Origin of the sequence: Oceanobacillus sojae, assembly GCF_007991515.1 — a bacterium.
GTDB classification, from domain to species: domain Bacteria; phylum Bacillota; class Bacilli; order Bacillales; family Amphibacillaceae; genus Oceanobacillus; species Oceanobacillus sojae.
The window spans coordinates 34,850-53,571 of the sequence record NZ_BJYM01000013.1 but is presented as its reverse complement, the minus strand read 5'-3'; the positions used below and the strand labels follow the sequence as shown (position 1 = coordinate 53,571).

The window sequence follows — 18,722 nt, the reverse complement described above, 5'->3', positions numbered from 1 at the left end:
AGCCTCCTGCTTGTTTATTCTAATAATTCGCTTATATAAGGAAGGATACATTGATAGACTTCCTCTTTTGTAGCTGCATATCGAATGTTCGATAATTTTTCTTTATCTCTCAATATTTCAGAAATTGCCTTCAGCATGATTAAATGTTGACCCGAATCAGTAATTCCTAACATAAAAACGATTTCCACGTTTAGAGGTTCACCTGAAGTCATTTCATTAAAGGTAACTGCATCCTTTAAGATTCCTACAGCTAAGCTTTCCTGCTTCACATGGACTGGATCTGCATGTGGAATAGCAACACCTATGGAAGTTGTCTTCAGCCCGGTCGGATATTGTTCTTCACGTTTTATAATTGCTTGTTTAAAAGAATCATGGACGTAATCTTTGTCATAGAATAATTGACTTATTTCCTTCAGTAATTCATCCGATGAACTGGCACGGATATTCAGCATAATCATATCTTTATCAAATTTTAATTTATCTCCGTTTTTATTGTGATTCATTCCAGAACCTCCAGTAGTGCTTTTAGATAATAATATTTATGATGTCTCTTCGGGCTCTTCTTTTCTATTTATCTTTTTAAATACGAAGTAGTACAACACGATAATAAATAGTGCCAGGATAATAAATCCTAATACTTCCATTCTCATTAAAATGGTAATAATAAAGTTAAACACATTTCCAATATATAATGCAGATACTTCTGTTCCGCCCACAGATTCGATAAATCCGCCAGCGCTGGCTAAGTCTGTATAATAAGAAGAAAAGAAGGTAGCTATATAAAGCACTAATACCATATTGAAGGTAGAGCTGATCAGCGTTCTGATAACATCCCCCTTATGCATGATCGTTGCCATACAGATAAAAAAAGGAGCAAAAGCTAAATCTGCGAGAGGAAGCACTTTATTGCCCGGCAGGATGGCGGCTAAGACGAGTGTAATAGGAATAATTAAGATTCCTACTGTAATGGTTGTCGGATGGCCTAATGTAACTGCTGAGTCTAGTCCTATAAAGAATTCTTTGCCTTTAAATTTTGTTTGAAAGAATTTTTTCGCAGCATCTGAAATGGGCATCAGCCCTTCTACAATAATCCGGATAACACGCGGGAAAAGGATCATAATACCTGTGATTACAATGACCAGCTGACTGCCATCCACGAAGCTTGTGCCTGCCAATATAGCAATAATTACGCCCAGGATAACTCCGATAATCACTGGATCTCCAAACATTCCAAACTTCTTTTGAATAAAGTTCGTATCCATTTTCCGGTTGTTTAGAGCCGGTATTTTATCGAATATCTTATCCATCAGGGCATAAAAAGGGACGGTAGAAGTAGCGAATCCCTGACTGATAGATATCCCTTCAATGCCAATAACCCTTTGAACTTTTTTGGCTGTTAAATCAGCAACGAAAAGTGAGAAGATAGCGTGCGAAATTGCAGCCATAATACCGTAAAATAAGTTTGAGGTAATGAGAGCAACTACAGATCCCGTCAGTGCATAATGAGAGTAGTTGAAAATATCAATATTCATCGTTTTGGTCAGCTTGCTGATTAATAGAAGTACGTTCAGGCCAAAAATAACCGGGATGATAAGAGCTCCTACAGTAGTTGAAAAAGCAATCCCGGCGGAGGTTCCTGACCCTAAATCAATAACAGATAAATTTAAGCCGAACCGCTCAACCATGGTTTGTACAGATGGTGAAAGATAATCACCTATTAAGCTGACGACTAAATTGAGACCTAAAAATCCGACACCGACAGTTACAGCCGCTTTAATTGCCCTCAGTACGCTTAAACGGAATGCTAAACCAACTATAAAAAGAACAATAGGGACAAAAATAGTTGCTCCTAAGGATAATATATAATCGACAACACTTTGCATGTTAAGCTCTCCTTTATGCTTTAGTCGGATAAAGCGCTAATAATTTGTTCCTTAATAGCTTCCTCGTTAATCCCGGTTAAGAATCCGGCTCCTGAGAGGGAGGGGACTCCGAAGTCGGATTCTACCCTCATGCTTGTCACGATTAGATCTGCATCGCTGTTCTCATAAACTAATTCAGATAAGGTAGTCTGTGTGAGTTGATAATCAATTCCTGCTTCGTCCAATGTCTGGCGGACTTTATCCGCTATTAATGTTGAAGTTGCAATTCCGCCGCCGCATGCTACGATTACTTTTTTCATATATTGACCTCTCCTTTAATTGAAAATGATTTATTATGAAGTAGACCTCTATCTATTGTTAAGCTTGAATAGCTATCTCCCGAAAGGCTTTTACTCTATTCATAAATTCTTCTACACGCTTTTGATCAACCCTGTTTTCAAATTTCCCATCATATTTGAATGCTGTTCCAACTACTGCACCATCCGCAATTGCCAGCTGCTGCTCTAAGTTCTCAATACGTACTCCCGTATTTGCCAGTATCACGCAATCAGGGACAGTTTCCTTTACTTTTTTCAAGATTTGAGAATCTGTCTGTTCTCCAGCTGTTAGTCCAGAAACACAAAGCGCATCGGGACGGTTGTTAAATACAGTAGATTTGGCAATATCTTTGATATCTCGGTCAGCAACATATTTTGCTGCTTCAGGCAGAATATTAAACAGCAGTTTTACATCCTGGGCATGCAGGTGATACTGATGTCTGATGGTTTCACCGACATTTGTGTCCCATAATCCAAAGTCACTGGCATATACGCCGGTAAATATTTCACGTACAAATTGAGCCCCGGTGGCAGCGGCTAAGTCAAGGGAGCGTTTCGCATCCCATAATACGTTAACGCCATAAGGTATTCTTATATCATTCATCAGTTCTCCGATTACTCTGGCCATCGCAGAAACTGTTTCGGTTTTTACTTCTGTTAAATAAGGAAGACTGAATTCATTGGAAAACATAACAGCATCTACACCGCCATCCTGTAATGCCTTTAAATCTTTGCGTGCTTCTTCAATGACATAATCCATTCCTTTTTTATAGTCATAGGATGGATCTCCGGGTAAGGGCTGCAGGTGACACATTGCGATAATTGCTTTTTCTGTTCCAATTACTTCTTTTAACCAAGTCATCAATAACTTCCTTTCTCTTCAGTTTTTTGCTTTAGGGGTATCTATTGAGATCCCCGCTTTTTTGTAATCCTTCATTTCTGTATCGGATAAAGGTTTATTTGTTATAATTCTATCTAGTGCATCTATTCCGGCGACGGATGAAAATGCTACCTGGTTGAACTTTCTGTCATCTGCCAGTAAGATAATTTCATTGGCAATGTCTATCATTGTTTTTTTTATGTTGGTTTCATCAATGTTGGAATTGGTTAATCCTTTATCCGCGTTAATAGCATCTGTTCCTAAAAATACTTTATCTACATTGAGCTGACGCAGCATATCTTCTGCAAATGGTCCATTTAAGCTATACACCCCCTTTCTCTTTTGCCCGCCGATAACAACGATGTCTATGAGGTCATTTTCACTGAGAACCATGGCGTTTTTAATGTCATTCGTAATGGCTGTTATATTTTCAGTGCAGTGTGATGCTAGTTTTTTAGCGAGCAGCAAGGTTGTTGTACCGGAATCCAGAAGAACGGTTTCCCCAGGCTGGATATGTTTGAAAGCCAGTTCCGCAATTTCTTCTTTCTCCTGGATGGCTTCCTGCTCTTTGATAACATGACGGGGCTCAAATCGGGTTCCTTTCAATTTTTTACTTTTAGCTCCTCCATGAATCCGGATAATAAGATTCTGTTTCTCTAATTCTTTTAAATCGCGTAAGATAGTTGGTTTGGAAACATTAAATTTATTTGTTAAATCGATGATATTTACTGTTCCTTTATCATCTATAAACTCCAGTAATGACTCTAATCTTTCTGCTGGTAAAATCTCCATCCACTCCTTGTTTAATGTATGATTTCATTTGATTGTTTATGATTTTTTATGGCAGGAACATGAGGTGTTTTGTACCGTGATAGTAATTTTTATTTTTTGTTAATGCTTTTTATGCCTGTTTTTCTAAAAAAGTTAAATGATATTAAAAAATACTTCACAAAAAATCATGATCAGCTTTATAAATCCATGAAAACAAAAAAATCTCCAGCTATTCTGTGCAGAATAGCTGGAGATTTTTTATGATTATCTGTCTTTATACAAGCATCCAATGCTCCGGTCTTACTTCTTCTAACCAATTTCTTTCAAAATGATAGGTTTCTGTCTTGATATTATGTTCCCGAATCTTTTTCGCTTCAATTCCCGGATCTGGAATAGGCACCGCATCCAGCAGTGATTTAGTATAGGGGTGAAGTGGATTTTCATAAAGCTCCTCGCTTTCTGCCACCTCAATAATTTTGCCGGAATACATGACTGCAATCCGGTCACATATATGCTTTACCATTGCCAGGTCATGTGCAATAAATAGATAGGTTAAACCAAGCTTTTCCTGTAATTCCTCTAATAAATCCACAATCTGTGATTGAATGGAAACGTCCAGAGCGGATAACGGCTCGTCGCAAACAATAAATTTCGGTTTTACAGCCAGCGCCCGGGCGATACCAATACGCTGCTGCTGTCCTCCTGAAAATTCATGCGGATACCTGTTGGCGTGTTCCTTTGTCAGACCTACCAGCTCTAATAATTCCTCGACTCGGGCTCGCCTCTCAGCTTTTGTTTTGCATAGCTTATGAATATCCAGCGGCTGACCGATAATATCAAGTACCTTCATTCTCGGATTTAACGAGGCTTGAGGATCCTGGAAAATAATTTGAACGTCTCTGCGGAGCTTTTTGAGTTCTTTGCGATTAAAGTCATGGATTCCCATTCCACCGAAAAGAATTTCTCCTTCTGTTGCCTGCTGTAATTGCAGAATAAGGCGTCCAGTCGTTGATTTTCCAGAGCCGGATTCTCCTACTAATCCTAATGTTTCACCGGGTCTGATGTGAAAGTCAATATCATCAACTGCATGCACAAGGCCGCCTAATTTTAACGGGAAAATCTTTTTCAAATCCTTCACGTTAATTAAGGCCTCAGTATCTTGAAATGATTTCGTGTATCTGTTTGCTTTCTTTTGATCAATTCGCGGCAAGGCATGAAGCAGCCGTTGTGTATAAGGGTGCTCAGGATGAGTGAAAATGGATGTTGTGTCGTTTTGTTCAACAATTTTTCCATCCTTCATGACAACAATCCGGTCACACATACCTGCAACAACCCCAAAATCATGAGTAATCAAAATGATGCTCATATTAAATTTCTCCTGCAGGTTTTTCATTAATTGCAGAATTTGTGCCTGAATACGTACATCTAATGCAGTCGTCGGTTCATCAGCAATTAATAGCTTTGGCCGGCAGATTAAGGCCATTGCTATCATTGCACGCTGCAGCATACCACCTGAGAATTCATGTGGATATTGATGATACCGTTCTTCAGGTGAGGTTATCCCGACCAGCTTCAGCATTTCAATCGTTTCTTCTTTCGCTTTATGTGCAGAAATCCTACGGTGTTTGCTGACTACTTCATCAATTTGCTTACCGATTTTCATTGTCGGGTTAAAAGAGCTCATTGGGTCCTGAAATATCATACTGATTTCCTGACCGCGAATTTTTTGCATATCATGGTCAGAATAATTTGCCAGATTATTTCCTTCATATTCTATTGTTTCCGCTTGGATATGTGCGGACTGGCCGGGAAGCAGCTGCATAATTGTTTTTGCTGTAACGCTTTTTCCTGACCCGGACTCACCAACAATCCCTAAGGTTTCTCCTTTTTTGACGGAGAAAGAAATTTGGTTAACGGACTGAACCTTCTGCTCCGTAGTCTGAAAATGAACAGATAAATTTTTAACACTTAATATGTCTTTCATTATCATATCTCCATTTAATTATATATTTGACTTATTATATATTCCTGTACACCAGAGCAGCAGAACATTTAACCTGATAAAAATGTAAGACAAATTGTCATTTCAATAAAATATATAAGAATAAATTTTTTCAGGGTGAATAAACAAGACTCTGAATATATACATATATATAACAGGAAGTGTGTAATGTTATTACAATTAATTTTAAGACTTTAAAATATAGTAAACTCTTACTCTGTGAAATCTAAAACGGTAAGGAACTCAAAGTCAGTAAAATTAATTTGACAATTACATCATTCCTTTCTATAATTCCTAATAAGCATATTCTATACTAAAAAGGTAGGAATTATCAAGATTTTAAGAAGGGAGTAAGAAACTTATTGCAAAATTCATCATCCGAGAATGTGTTATCCCGCGGGTTTTTGATTGTTTATCGTCAGGTTTTCCTGAGGTGGATTCAATTTTTAATCGGGTTTCCAATTCATATTATTGCTCTCTGTATCTATTTCAGTAAAAGAAAGTCTAATACATATGATGCTTTGTTTAAGGAAAAAATGCATACTTTTATACAATCAGAAGCATATGCAGCTTTAAAAAGTGATTATGAAAAGCAATATGATAAAAAGCAGGCATACTTCCAGCGCCCGATAAAAGAGACAGAAAAAGAAAAATTTGTTCAGCAGCAGCTCAAGAAGCGCTCCGAAGCAATTGTGGAGGAAGAACTGGGATTAGAGACAAGAAAGCCGATGAACTATATGGAATTTTTCCATGGTCTTTTGCTGGATAAGCGTTTCCTCATACCTACATTTATTCCTGGAATTTTAGCTTACAGTATGTACTTTATTTATCAAGGTGCTTTTCGGCGTTTTGTATTTGAACGGGTCGTTATGACGTTCTTTGTAATTATTTCTGTTATCGTGATTGTATTTACCATTCTGTATATTTCGCCGTCTGATGCAGCTGCCAATATATTGGGTGAGTCTGCTACACAGGCGCAGCGTGATGCTTTTAATATTCAGTATGGCCTGGATCAGTCTTATTTCGTTCAGTTATGGCATGCGTTAAGCGGCATTCTGACGTTTGATTTAGGGCATTCTTATACAGGCAATGAAGTGATTATGAATAGTATTTCAAATCGTTTTCCTGTGACACTGATTTTAGCGATTTCTTCTCTTATTCTGGCAGTTATTATCGCTGTGCCGGTAGGGATGATTTCGGCAGCACGTGTTAATTCTTTTTGGGATTATACGTTTATGTTCATTGCCTTGATTGGCTTGTCTATCCCGAGCTTTTGGCAAGGTCTTATTTTCATTCTTACCTTTTCGATTCAGGGAGATCTCCTGCCGTCGAGTTATTCACCAGGAAACTTTTTATCGTTGATTATGCCAATTGTGGTACTAGGAACAGGGCTGGCTGCAGCGATTGCCAGAATGACACGCTCATCTATGCTGGAGGTCATGAATGAGGATTATATGATTACTGCAAAAGCCAAAGGGCTGACTGGAAGAGAGACATTTATTGGTCATGCGCTGAGAAATGCCTGGATTCCTATTTTAACGGTTATCGGGCTGCAGTTTGGCGGTATGCTCGGCGGAGCTGCCGTAACGGAAAAAGTTTTTAATATCAGCGGTTTAGGAAGCTATATTGTAGATAAACAATTTATTCCCGACACACCGGCAATTTTGGCAGGTGTCGTTTATATCGCTATTACCATTTCAATTGTTAATTTAATTGTAGATCTTGTTTATGCGATGCTGAATCCGCGTATCCGTTCGCAAATGAAGAATAGTTAGGAGGGTGAGAGGCTTACATGAATCATGCTAATCTACAGTCTTTAAAGCGATCCGATCTGTATAAGCACGGTCACTTTGCATTTGTTATATCGCTCGTATTAACGTTGATTTTTTTATTCAATAGCTATGATTTTGGCACGAATACATTTCACACCGTTTTCAGCATTTTTACTGTTATCTTTTTGATAAACAGCTTATATCAGCTTTTTATCGTGCTTTTATTACGTAAAGATTTATTGAAAACAGGAGAAATCGGGAATCGTACACGTATGCTGGCTGCAGTACAGGTTCTGTCGTTAGCCTGCGGAAATGTTTTTACAGCAACATTTGCCTTTCGGCTTTTAAAGAAGAACACATCTATTGAATATACATTTGCATATTATATGCTCATTACAGATTTTCTTATTATCGCGGTTACATCATTGAATTTATTTAAAGCCTATGTATCTAATAATTTCATGTTATCTATGGGTATTTTACTGGCATTATTAATTATTGATATAGCTTTGGTAATTTTCTTTCATCGGCAATATGATACCTCATTGGCCGGGAAAAAGTCATTGCGATTGCTAGCAGTGTTTTTATTTATTGCCACTTTAACAGGAAATATATTCCGATTTATTCTTGCTTACAGTATCCTGTTAAAAATCTCTAAGAAAGACCAGTCCGTGATTGATAAATGGCAGTTTTTCTGGATAAAGCTGGGTAAAAGCTTTACAGCAATGATTGGTTTATTATTTGTTATCTTTACCTTTTCAATATCCATTACCAGCTTTGGTACGTTTGTAACCAGCTTTGCAACGGCAAATGATTACAGCTCCCTGCTGCAGGAGCCGAGCTTCGTGCACCCCTTCGGAACGGATAACTTCGGCCGTGACGTATTTTCCAGAATTATTTTTGGAGCAAGGATTTCCCTGGTCATTGGTTTATTGACAACGATTATTCCAATGATTATCGGCGGGTTACTGGGGGCGCTGGCAGGCTATTATTATAAAGCTACCGATCAGGTGATTATGCGTGTGATGGATGCTTTGTATGCCATTCCGGGGATTTTATTGGCTATTGCTATTATCGCAGCATTTGGATCCAGTACGATCAATTTGATTATTGCCTTAAGTATCGGGTCGATTCCGATTTATGCAAGAACGATGCGGGCCAATATTTTAATGGTATCGAATTTAGAATATATTGAAGCAGCCAAAGCATTGGGAGAATCGGATTGGAAGATCCTGACCAAGCATGCTATTCCAAATGCTTTTGCTCCGATGATTGTCAAAGCTACCTTAACAATCGGCGGAGCAGTTATTGCAACAAGCAGTTTAAGCTTTTTGGGACTCGGTGTAGAGCCTCATGTTCCAGAGTGGGGGAATGTCCTCCGAATCGGGAGTGCTTATTTAGAAACCGAACCATATTTAGCGATTTTTCCGGGGATAGCGATTATTTTGCTGGTTTTAGCCTTTAATTTTTTAGGGGATGGCCTGCGTGATGCGTTAGATCCAAAAATAAATTAATTTTACATTATAGAGGATATTCAAAAAGTCCAATAAAGATGACACGGCGAATTTCTGCGTTGACGAGCTTTTTCCGATGGGACTGGGACTGCGATTACTCGTCCCATCGAAAACATTTGCGATTACTCGCCCCACCAAAAGCGTTACTCACGTATATAAGAGCATGGAGGAACTTCTGTTAAGACCGTCCACGTCCTGTGGACAATACAGAAGTCACCACATCCTGTGGAAGTCCGTTCGGAAACGCTAGCCGCCTTGAACTTTTTGGTTCTATTTATCGGACTTTTTGAACACACACTTATAAGGGGGAATACAGAAAATGAAGAAATGGAGTTTATCTTTTTTACTCGTACTTGCTCTGCTGTTAGCAGGGTGTGTGAGTACAGAATCTGATGTTCAGGAAGAAGGTTCAGGCGGTGGTGGTGCAGATGCAGACCAGCCGACAATTGAGATATTAGCAACAAGTACGCAGGAAAATGACGTAAATATTCTGCGTGATCAATTAACAAATACAGGCTTTAACGTAGAATTAAATATTCAGCCGGATTACGGCAGCTTTACAACACAGCGTGATGCAGGGAATTATGATATTGCCCTGAACAGCTGGACAACAGTTACTGGAAACCCGGATTATGCTGTCCGTTCTCTGTTCACCTCAGATGGTGATAATTCGTTATTCGCAGATGAAAAAGCAGATGAGCTTGTAGATAAAGCAAGTACCGAATTACCGGGCGAATATGAAGAAACATATAAAGAATTAGAGGAACAAATTGTTTTTGATCAGGCGTATATTGCACCGCTTTATATTTCTTTAAAAGCGCAGGGTGTAAATCACGATATTATTAATGAAGAAACAGTCCGTCTGCCAAAATCACGTGCGGCAGTATGGGAAAATGTAGACTATAATGATACATCCTTACGTGATAGTGAGCCTTTACTTGTTCACCAGGCAATTAGTGATTTAACTTCATTAGATCCAATTAAAGGAAATGACGGTTCTATTAATACGTTAAATACAAATATGTATGTTCGTTTAGTCAATTTAACAGATGATGATGAGGTCGTTTCCGATGGTTCGCTTTCTTTAAATCACGTGATTGCGGATGGCAGCCAGGATTTTTATTTCTTACTTCGTGACGATATTAATTTTGCAGAGGTAGACGGCGATACAGCAGTTGATACAGGTGACCGTGTAGGTGCAGAGGATGTTCAATTCAGTTTAGAACGGGCGAAAGATCCAAATTCTGTTCCGGATCATCGTACTTACAGTCTGCATGAAAGTATGGAAACGATTGAAATTGTAGATGATCTTTCTGAATTAGAGGATACTGCTTCCATAGACGGAAATACAATTAAACAGGCTTTAGAAGAAGGACTTGATACAGAGATTGATTCATTAACGACGGATAAAACAGAGGCGGATAATGATGCAGGAACCTATCAGGTTGTAAAAATTACAACAGCAGATCCGTTCCCGCAGGTACTAAACTATCTTGCACATCAGTCAGCCGGTATTGTATCAAAGGATCAGGTGGAAAGCATCAATACGTTTGATGTAGAAGACTATGATGTCAATGAAGATGTTGCTTATGGTGACCAGCGGACTGTGCTGGAAGATAGTAATGAAGAAAACACGCTTTATGCAAGTGGACCGTACATTATGGTTTCTAAAAATGACTATGAAGCAGATTTCGTGAAGAATCCCGGGTATATGCCTGGATCAGAATATGAGCCTAAAATCAGCGAAGTAGTAGTGAAATTCATTCAGGACCCGGAAAGTGCATTATCTGCGCTCCGTAATAATGAGATTCACATCCTGAATGGTGTGGCTGAAAACCGTTATGACACAGTGGAAGAGGATGATAGTTTAACCTTACAGCAAAACGAGAGTAATGGTGTTTCCTATCTGAGCTTTAATTTGGAAGATAGCGAGCTTGCTGATAATGTAGCATTACGCCAAGCGGTACTATATTCTATTAATCAGGAAGAATTTATCTCCTTCTATGAAGGCAATAAATTACCGGCTGTTTCTACTCTTAGTTCATTAGTAGATACCGGGCTGGAGCTGAAAGCAGATCCTGAGCAGGCGCAGAGCCTGTTACAAGAAGGTTTATCAGAGTAATATAAAAAGAGGCAAAGTCAGGATTTTTCTTCATCCTGACTTTGCTTTTTTTTGATCTATGACTGCAACAACAAGGATGTTTTATCCATTATAATGAGTCCTCAAGGAAGAAAGTTTCTTTTTATAACTGCTTTCCCTTTACCAAAAAGTAATTCCCCATCAAGATTTGTACGATAAAAGCACTCTCTTTGGAATTTCAATAACTTGAAATTGCCTATAGTAGCGTTTATACTTCAAATCAATACGAAATAATAAGAATACTTAAAAAATGTAATTTATTTACTTTCAATACCAAGAAGGATGGGAAGACAAATGGGAGAAAACATAGAAAAAAGCGTGTTAGAAACTTTTCAGTACCTGCATACACATGCAGAAATCAGCTGGGAAGAAGTAGAGACTACCAAATATATAAAAGAAAGATTAGAAGAAGCAGGCTGTGAAACAATTACCTTTCCAGACCACACCGGCGTCATTGGAAAGCTTGGAAATTTTGATGAAGGTTTGCCAGTAATAGGTGTCCGTGCAGATATGGATGCATTATGGCAGGAAGTGAACGGGAAATTTCAGCCAAACCATTCCTGTGGGCATGATGCACATATGTCAATTGTATTAGGTGTGCTATGGACATTACAGCAAATCCCGGGGATCCAGGATAAAGTTGCAATTAAGTTTATTTATCAGCCTGCTGAAGAAGCAGGCGGCGGTGCGCTGAAAATGGTAGAGGAGAAGGTTGTAGAAGACGTGGATTACCTGTTTGGCGTTCATCTCAGACCTAAGCAGGAAGCCGCTGCAGGACAGGCTGCTCCAGTTATTGTTCATGGTGCAACGAAAACATATGAAGCGGTCATTAAAGGAGAAGATGCACATGGCGCACGCCCGCATTTGAATGATAATGCGATTGAAGTCGGCATGCAGATTGTCAATATGCTGGGGCAGATCCATATGGACCCAAGAGTCCCGCATTCAGCGAAAATGACGAAATTTCAGGCAGGTGCTAAGAGCTCTAATATTATTCCGGGAAATGCATCGTTCAGTTTAGATTTACGTGCGCAGACGAATGAAGTGATGGACCTGCTGGTGAAGAAAGTAGATGGTATTCTAGATTCTGTCCGAAATCTTTATGATGTTGATATTGATATCTCCGATTTTCATGGTGTGCCGGCAGCTGAAACAAATGAGGAAGCAACAAGCTTTATGCGTGCAGCAGTGAAGGATGTGCTGGGCGAGGAAAATATTGTAGAGCCGCTTCTCACTCCGGGCGGAGATGATTTCCATTTCTATACTGTGAAAAAACCAGAATTAAAGGCAACGATGCTCGGATTAGGATGTGATTTAGGGCCTGGATTACATCATCCAGATATGGCCTTTGATAAGGATGCGCTTCAAACGGGTGTAGATATTTTAACAAAAGCTATTTTGAAAGTATATCAGGATTAATGATAGGAAGTTAGATTGTTAGGATGAAAATAGTCGGTTTTTACTGCATTTGCGGTAGAAATCGGCTTTTTAGGTTGGTATATAAGATAGATATGTATAAAGAGGAACTTAAGTCAAGGGTAAACTTCGGCTCTTAGATATTTTTATAGAAAGAGTGAAAGAAATAATTTTAGTATGATTTTTAATCTAATATGAACCATTTATGGAATATTAAACCAGTAATAAGGAAGTATTCAACTATGCTAAATACCCTTATCGCTTTTTTATTATTTGTATCTGTATAGACTGTTTTTCAATAAATTTATCAAAAGACAAGACAATTTTAGTAGAATCTACTTCCTCAGGCCTGCCCATTTTACCAGACCTTTTTAAAAAGCTGCTTTTTATTTTTATATGCTTTATTTCCTGCGAGAATGTATTGTCTTATCAATAAAACCTGCTATCTATGCTTCTTCAAAAAATAGCTCAGTCTTTCCCAAATGTTTTTAATAATGTTCATATGAAAGGTATAGAAGAGAGGCATAAGTAGGATAACTTGTATTAAAAATGAAGGCATATCCTAAAAATAGGCGAAATTAACTGTTTTTCTCTTAAAAGGTTAACAATATATCATATATTTAGTATTCTTATAAAAAATAAAGATTAGCAGAAAAAAGGTGAGCAAGATGCACAAAATTAATCTCGTACTTTATACTTCTGATCAATCGTATGCTGATTATTTTTCCAACTATATTAGAAACCCAGAGAATGGGATGAGATTTTCAGCGAAGATATACACAGATTCGGAGGCGTTTCATAAGCATATCCGTAATCAAAAGCAGCACATTTTATTAACAGATATGCAGGTGACGGAAGAGGATGGTGCTAATTTCGATATGGTTATTCGCCTATCAGAGGGGCAGGAGATGACTCAGGAAGAGGCGGGCATTTTTAAATATCAACCATTGAAGGAATCATTGTCTCAAGTGATGGCGATATACTTCGAAGCAAATGACAAGATTAGTACGTTAATGAATAAGAAACAGAAAGAAAAAGTAGTCAGCTTCTATAGCGGTAGTGCTGGATCAGGGAAGACACTAGCTTCTCTTTGTCTGGCGAAATATTTGACACAACAGGGTAAACGAACCTTCTATCTTAATTTAGAACAATTACATAGCACCTATTTATTTTTTCAAGAAGAAAAGGCGTCTTCTGTTGAAGTATTCTACTATTTAAAAAATAATATTAATAAATTAGTTGCAAAAGTTGAATCCTTAAAATCTACCGACAGCTTAACAAATATTGATTACTTCTCTTTGCCCGTCTTACCGGAGGAAATGGAACATATCACGGGTGAGGAAGTAGAATTGTTGATTCAAGCTTTAAAAGATTCGCAAAGTTACGACTATATAATTGTCGATCTGGATGATTCCTTGCATGAGCGAAACCAGGCGGCAATGCGGGTTAGTGATGAGGTTGTATGGCTATTAAGCTCTGATCAGAATAGCTTTGCCAGATCGCAATATAAACTAAATCAAAGTATCCTGGACAAGCATATTGATAACAATAAGCTTCATTTTGTATTGAATAAAGTCGGAGCGAGGCCTTTTGCAGGGTTTAATAACTATAACTTCAGTATTGAAATACATATTCCATTTCATTCTCACTGGTTATTGGAAAATGAACAGACCAAGATGTTAGAAGATACCATTATCGGTGAGAAGTTATTTCAATCTGTTGCAGAGGAGATAGACATCAATATGGAGGTGTCCCTTGTTGAAGGTTAGTGATAAAGAACAGAAGAATAATCAACAAATAGAAGAAGTTACTGCGCAGACAGAGGATGAGATAACGGCTTTATTAATTGAAAAATTGCGTGAGGTTTTAGATTTTATGCATTCCACTACGAATGAAGAGCTTTTGGAAATGGTGGAGGATACTGTAATAGAGTATGCGAAGGAGCATAAAATGACTTCGCAAATGATTAAGCGTATTGTCGATAGAATGTATCATGCCTTTCGAGGGTTGGGCGTACTGCAACCCATCTTGGATGACCCTACAATTACAGAAATTATGATCAATAATCATGAAGAAATTTTTATTGAGCGCGATGGCCAAGTTTTGAATGCAAAAGTTAAATTTGAAAGCCGCCAAAAGCTTGAGGATACCATTCAGACCATTGTATCAAAGGTAAATCGGGTGGTAAATGAGTCAAGCCCTATTGTGGACGCAAGGCTGGAGGACGGATCTCGTGTAAATGTCGTCTTACCCCCAATTGCATTGAAAGGGCCAGCTATGACAATCCGAAAGTTTCCAGAACGACCATTGATGATTGAGGACTTAATCCGGTTTGGTGCACTCGATGAAGAGGTTGCCAGTTTTCTGCAACAGTTAGTAGAAGCCAAGTATAATATTTTCATTGGCGGAGGGACTGGTTCAGGAAAAACAACATTTTTGAATGTCCTATCGAATTTTATCCCGAAAGATGAGCGGTTGATCTCTATTGAGGATTCCGCTGAATTACAAATTGTCAATATTCCCAATCTTGTTAGTTTAGAGACAAGGAATAAAAACACGGAAGGAAAAGGAGAAGTTACAATTCGTGACTTAATCAAGGCCTCATTGCGGATGAGACCATCACGTATTATTGTCGGGGAGGTTCGTGGAGCAGAGGCGTTAGATATGCTGCAGGCCATGAATACTGGTCATGATGGGTCTTTATCTACTGGTCATGCGAACTCAATTAATGATATGTTAAGCCGTTTAGAGACAATGGTGCTCAGTGGTGCCGAATTACCGATTGATGTGATTCGTAAACAAATCAGTTCTGCGATTGATATCATGGTCCATTTAACAAGATTTCGCGATCATTCCAGAAGAGTAGTACAGATCTCCGAAGTATTAGGGATGGAGGATGGTGAAATTATTACCGCTCCCCTTTACGTGTTTGAAGAGGACGGTGAGGATTACCGCGGTAAAATTATCGGTAAACTGAAAAAAACAGAGCATTCTTTGCAGTCTATTAACAAATTGAAGTTAGCAGGCAAGAATGATGTGGTAGAACAGTTTACCAAAGCGTAATGGAAAGTGGGTCAAAGGATGAATGTTGAACAAATAATTGGCTCTGTTGTAATTGTTATCTTGATAGGTGTATTAGTAGGGCGTCGTGTAATCAAGGGAAGAAAGGCCAGACAGTTGGAACGGGAACTGGAGAAAAGAGAAGGAGAAATAAGAGAGAAGAGCATAGCAGCGATCCGAAAGAGAAACATCGGCGGAGAGACACTGATTGACTATGCTGTTTATGAGATGAGCTTTCAAGAGAAGGTGAAGTATTCCCTTATCGCAGGTATCGTAATTTTCGGTATTTCTTATCTATTCTACGATCATCTCATTCTTTCGTTCATAGTTGCGTGTTTGGGGATAATCTATCCGAAATTTAAGAAGAATGATTTAAAAAATAAACGTAAAGATGAACTAAGTTTACAGTTTAAAGAGGCTATTTCCTCTCTTGCCTCTTCTTTAGCGGCGGGGCAGTCAATTGAGAATGCCTTCCGTGATGTGTTGAGAGACTTGAAGCTTCTTTACCCAGATGAAAACACCTACATCATTAAGGAATTTCAGCTGATTAATCGGAGAATTGAAAATGGAGAGATTGTCGAACGAGCTATTGCAGATTTTGCCAACCGTTCAGATATTGATGATATTAAGAATTTCTCTGATGTATTTATTACCTGTAAACGTACAGGGGGAGACTTAGTAGAGATTATTAAACGAACGGCTGATATCATTACCGATAAAATTGAGATACAGCAGGACATCAAAGTTTTGGTTTCTCAGAAAAAGTTTGAGTCGAAAATAATGGCGATAGCCCCTTTAGGCATTACCTTATTTCTGAAAATGTCATCGCCAGATTTTGTAGCTCCATTATATGAATTTGGCACACCTGGTCCTATTATTATGACTGTCGTATTGATTTGTGTAGGCTGTAGTTTGTTAATCAGTCAGAAAATCATGGATATCAAGGTATAGCAGTAAGCAGATAAGAAAGGAGCAGCGATTATGACATTGAAAATCATTATTCTCAGCATTGTAATAGTAACATTATTAGGCGTTTTAAGGAATAAAAGGGTCTATGCTGCTTTTATTGAGCAATATAAAGATGAAATTACCTTACCAGCTTTAGCGCCGTTTGCTTTTGGCATTATAGATCGATTGAACCTTTATAAGCGGATGCCGAAATTAATCAATGCTATCCATCAGAAAATGATTATTCTGCGAGGAAGTAAACTATCTGGGGATTATACGAAAATATATTTAGCAAAAATGATTACCTTAATTAACTTGATGCTCTTTTTTACCTTTGTCTTAGTAGAGGTCAGCGACGAGGGAAATAGTAATCTGATTTATGGATTTCTATTGATGATAGTAGTAAGCGTCTTTCTAGTGAAGGATTTGGAAAAAAAAGTGAAGCAAAGGAAGGATTCGATTATTATTGAACTTCCGGAATTTGTCAATAAAATTATTTTATTGGTAAATGCTGGTGAAACTGTTCAGGGAGCTATGAAAAAAAGTGTCGATCAGAAGAAGAATCAGATTTATGATTCTCCATTATATTTTGAGCTGAATGAGGCTGTAAATAAGATGTCTGCGAATACTTCTTTCCAAGAGGTTATGAAGGATCTTAATTACCGCTGCGGTATTCAGGAAGTATCGATTTTTACGACCACAGTAATGATGAATTACCGCAAAGGCGGGGCACTATTAGTGCAATCATTAAATGAATTATCTGTATCACTATGGGACAAACGAAAAACTGTTACAAGGATAAAAGGTGAGGAAGCATCGTCTAAGTTGGTATTTCCGATTATTTTTATATTTGCCGCAGTTCTTCTGATTGTTATATATCCTGCAATAGCAGTATTTTAAGAAAAAAGAAGGAGAGATTTATAATGGAACAGTTAACAACATTTTTTAAAAATTTCTGGAATGACGAAGAAGGATTGGAAACCATTGAAATTCTATTGATTTTATCTGTACTTATTGTTATTGCAATTATGTTTAAAGATAAAATTATGGAATGGGCAAATAAATTATTTAACGATATTGATACCGAAATTATGAACTAATTTAAATGGAAAATAGCTTGGTTGAACAAGTTTTTCAATCAAGCTATGTATTCTCCATGAGGAACATCATTCCATAAGATAAATCAATTTATCAATACCGTAAGCTTTTCTAAAAGTGTCAATGAAGAAAGATCTCATTATAAATATTCAAAATGATGAGTTGAAAACATAATAAAAGGAAAATAAAGAGATTGGGTTAGCTGAAAAAACTTTAATAAGCTACGTGTGAATTTCTGAGGAGGACCGGACCATAATGATTAAAAATAAACAAATAGCTATTCTATTATTGTTAATCACAGGTTTGCTGCTGGCAGCTTGTTCGAATGACAATGAACAACCTGAAGAGTCAGAGCCGGCTGAAACAGAGCAAACCGAAACAGATATCCAGGAGGAAGGTACTGAATCAGAATCAGCTGATGAAGCTTCTACAGAAGAAGAGGATGAATCATCAATTAATGATGAGTATATCGAGCATCAATTGGGATTGAGTATCGGTGACACAGCAATCGTTGTTAGCTCAGAGGAGGACTATAAGTATGAAGTGACAGTGAATGAAGTGAGCTATCGTGATGAACTTGAAAATGTTACTTTATATGAAGATACCTTTGTCCTAGCTGATGTGACTGTAAAAAATGTGGATGAAAAGGCATTTAATGCTGCTGATATTTTTACACCTGCCCTTGGTGAATTGGATTCTAATAAATATACACCAGCAATCAGCCCTGATTATTTGGGAAACACGTCAGAAATAACATTAGTGGAGGGTGAGTTAGCCCCTGGAGATTCCGTTGAGGGTACGTTTGTATTTGATGTAGCACAAGCAAAGCAATATAACCTTGCTTTTGGTCATGCCGGGGATCAAATTAAGACGAGAGCGGAATGGGAATTTAGCGAAGATGAAATACAATAAACAACAGCA

General features: G+C 38.0%; 16 protein-coding genes. 10 read left to right on the top strand and 6 right to left on the bottom strand.

What is annotated here, in order from left to right; genetic code table 11:
* Positions 1–14: 14 nt before the first annotated feature.
* The 6 genes from OSO01_RS15245 to OSO01_RS15220 all read right to left on the bottom strand — a co-directional run bounded on the left by OSO01_RS15245 (position 15) and on the right by OSO01_RS15220 (position 5,835).
* The gene (locus tag OSO01_RS15245) at positions 15–503 is read right to left on the bottom strand and encodes a PTS sugar transporter subunit IIA (protein WP_147211332.1); all 489 of its coding nucleotides are present in this window, start codon (positions 501–503) and stop codon (positions 15–17) included.
* Positions 504–539: 36 nt separating this feature from the next.
* A complete protein-coding gene (locus OSO01_RS15240) occupies positions 540–1,883 on the bottom strand; it encodes a PTS galactitol transporter subunit IIC (protein ID WP_147211331.1) in 1,344 nt (447 codons plus the stop codon).
* Positions 1,884–1,903: 20 nt separating this feature from the next.
* Positions 1,904–2,182: a PTS sugar transporter subunit IIB gene (locus tag OSO01_RS15235; protein ID WP_147211330.1), complete on the bottom strand. Its 279-nt coding sequence runs from the start codon at positions 2,180–2,182 to the stop codon at positions 1,904–1,906.
* 58 nt (positions 2,183–2,240) lie between these two features.
* Positions 2,241–3,062: a BtpA/SgcQ family protein gene (locus tag OSO01_RS15230; protein WP_147211329.1), complete on the bottom strand. Its 822-nt coding sequence runs from the start codon at positions 3,060–3,062 to the stop codon at positions 2,241–2,243.
* Positions 3,063–3,080: 18 nt separating this feature from the next.
* Positions 3,081–3,872: a DeoR/GlpR family DNA-binding transcription regulator gene (locus OSO01_RS15225; RefSeq protein ID WP_147211328.1), complete on the bottom strand. Its 792-nt coding sequence runs from the start codon at positions 3,870–3,872 to the stop codon at positions 3,081–3,083.
* Between the two features lie 253 nt (positions 3,873–4,125).
* Positions 4,126–5,835 (bottom strand): ABC transporter ATP-binding protein, encoded by a 1,710-nt coding sequence (locus OSO01_RS15220; RefSeq protein ID WP_147211327.1) that lies wholly within the window; start codon positions 5,833–5,835, stop codon positions 4,126–4,128.
* Between the two features lie 380 nt (positions 5,836–6,215).
* On the opposite strand from OSO01_RS15220, the gene OSO01_RS15215 reads away from it, so the two are divergent.
* From OSO01_RS15215 to OSO01_RS15170, 10 genes are all read left to right on the top strand, one after another.
* Positions 6,216–7,628, top strand: a complete 1,413-nt coding sequence (locus OSO01_RS15215) for an ABC transporter permease (protein ID WP_246145182.1) — start codon at positions 6,216–6,218, stop codon at positions 7,626–7,628.
* A gap of 17 nt (positions 7,629–7,645) precedes the next feature.
* Complete coding sequence (locus OSO01_RS15210) at positions 7,646–9,139, top strand: ABC transporter permease (protein ID WP_147211326.1); 1,494 nt, start codon at positions 7,646–7,648, stop codon at positions 9,137–9,139.
* Positions 9,140–9,458: 319 nt separating this feature from the next.
* Positions 9,459–11,261 (top strand): ABC transporter substrate-binding protein, encoded by a 1,803-nt coding sequence (locus tag OSO01_RS15205; RefSeq protein ID WP_147211325.1) that lies wholly within the window; start codon positions 9,459–9,461, stop codon positions 11,259–11,261.
* Between the two features lie 312 nt (positions 11,262–11,573).
* A complete protein-coding gene (locus OSO01_RS15200) occupies positions 11,574–12,698 on the top strand; it encodes a M20 peptidase aminoacylase family protein (RefSeq protein WP_147211324.1) in 1,125 nt (374 codons plus the stop codon).
* Between the two features lie 665 nt (positions 12,699–13,363).
* The gene (locus OSO01_RS15195; RefSeq protein ID WP_147211323.1) at positions 13,364–14,464 is read left to right on the top strand and encodes an AAA family ATPase; all 1,101 of its coding nucleotides are present in this window, start codon (positions 13,364–13,366) and stop codon (positions 14,462–14,464) included.
* A 106-nt stretch (positions 14,465–14,570) separates the two neighbouring features.
* Positions 14,571–15,758, top strand: a complete 1,188-nt coding sequence (locus OSO01_RS15190; RefSeq protein ID WP_147211430.1) for a TadA family conjugal transfer-associated ATPase — start codon at positions 14,571–14,573, stop codon at positions 15,756–15,758.
* An 18-nt stretch (positions 15,759–15,776) separates the two neighbouring features.
* Positions 15,777–16,706 carry a type II secretion system F family protein gene (locus tag OSO01_RS15185; protein ID WP_147211322.1) on the top strand — a complete coding sequence of 310 codons (930 nt, stop codon included), beginning with the start codon at positions 15,777–15,779 and terminating at the stop codon, positions 16,704–16,706.
* A gap of 30 nt (positions 16,707–16,736) precedes the next feature.
* Positions 16,737–17,603 carry a type II secretion system F family protein gene (locus tag OSO01_RS15180; RefSeq protein WP_147211321.1) on the top strand — a complete coding sequence of 289 codons (867 nt, stop codon included), beginning with the start codon at positions 16,737–16,739 and terminating at the stop codon, positions 17,601–17,603.
* 23 nt (positions 17,604–17,626) lie between these two features.
* Positions 17,627–17,803, top strand: coding sequence for a Flp1 family type IVb pilin (locus OSO01_RS15175; protein ID WP_147211320.1), 177 nt, complete (start codon positions 17,627–17,629; stop codon positions 17,801–17,803).
* A 253-nt stretch (positions 17,804–18,056) separates the two neighbouring features.
* A complete protein-coding gene (locus tag OSO01_RS15170) occupies positions 18,057–18,713 on the top strand; it encodes a DUF4352 domain-containing protein (RefSeq protein WP_147211319.1) in 657 nt (218 codons plus the stop codon).
* Positions 18,714–18,722: the final 9 nt, after the last annotated feature.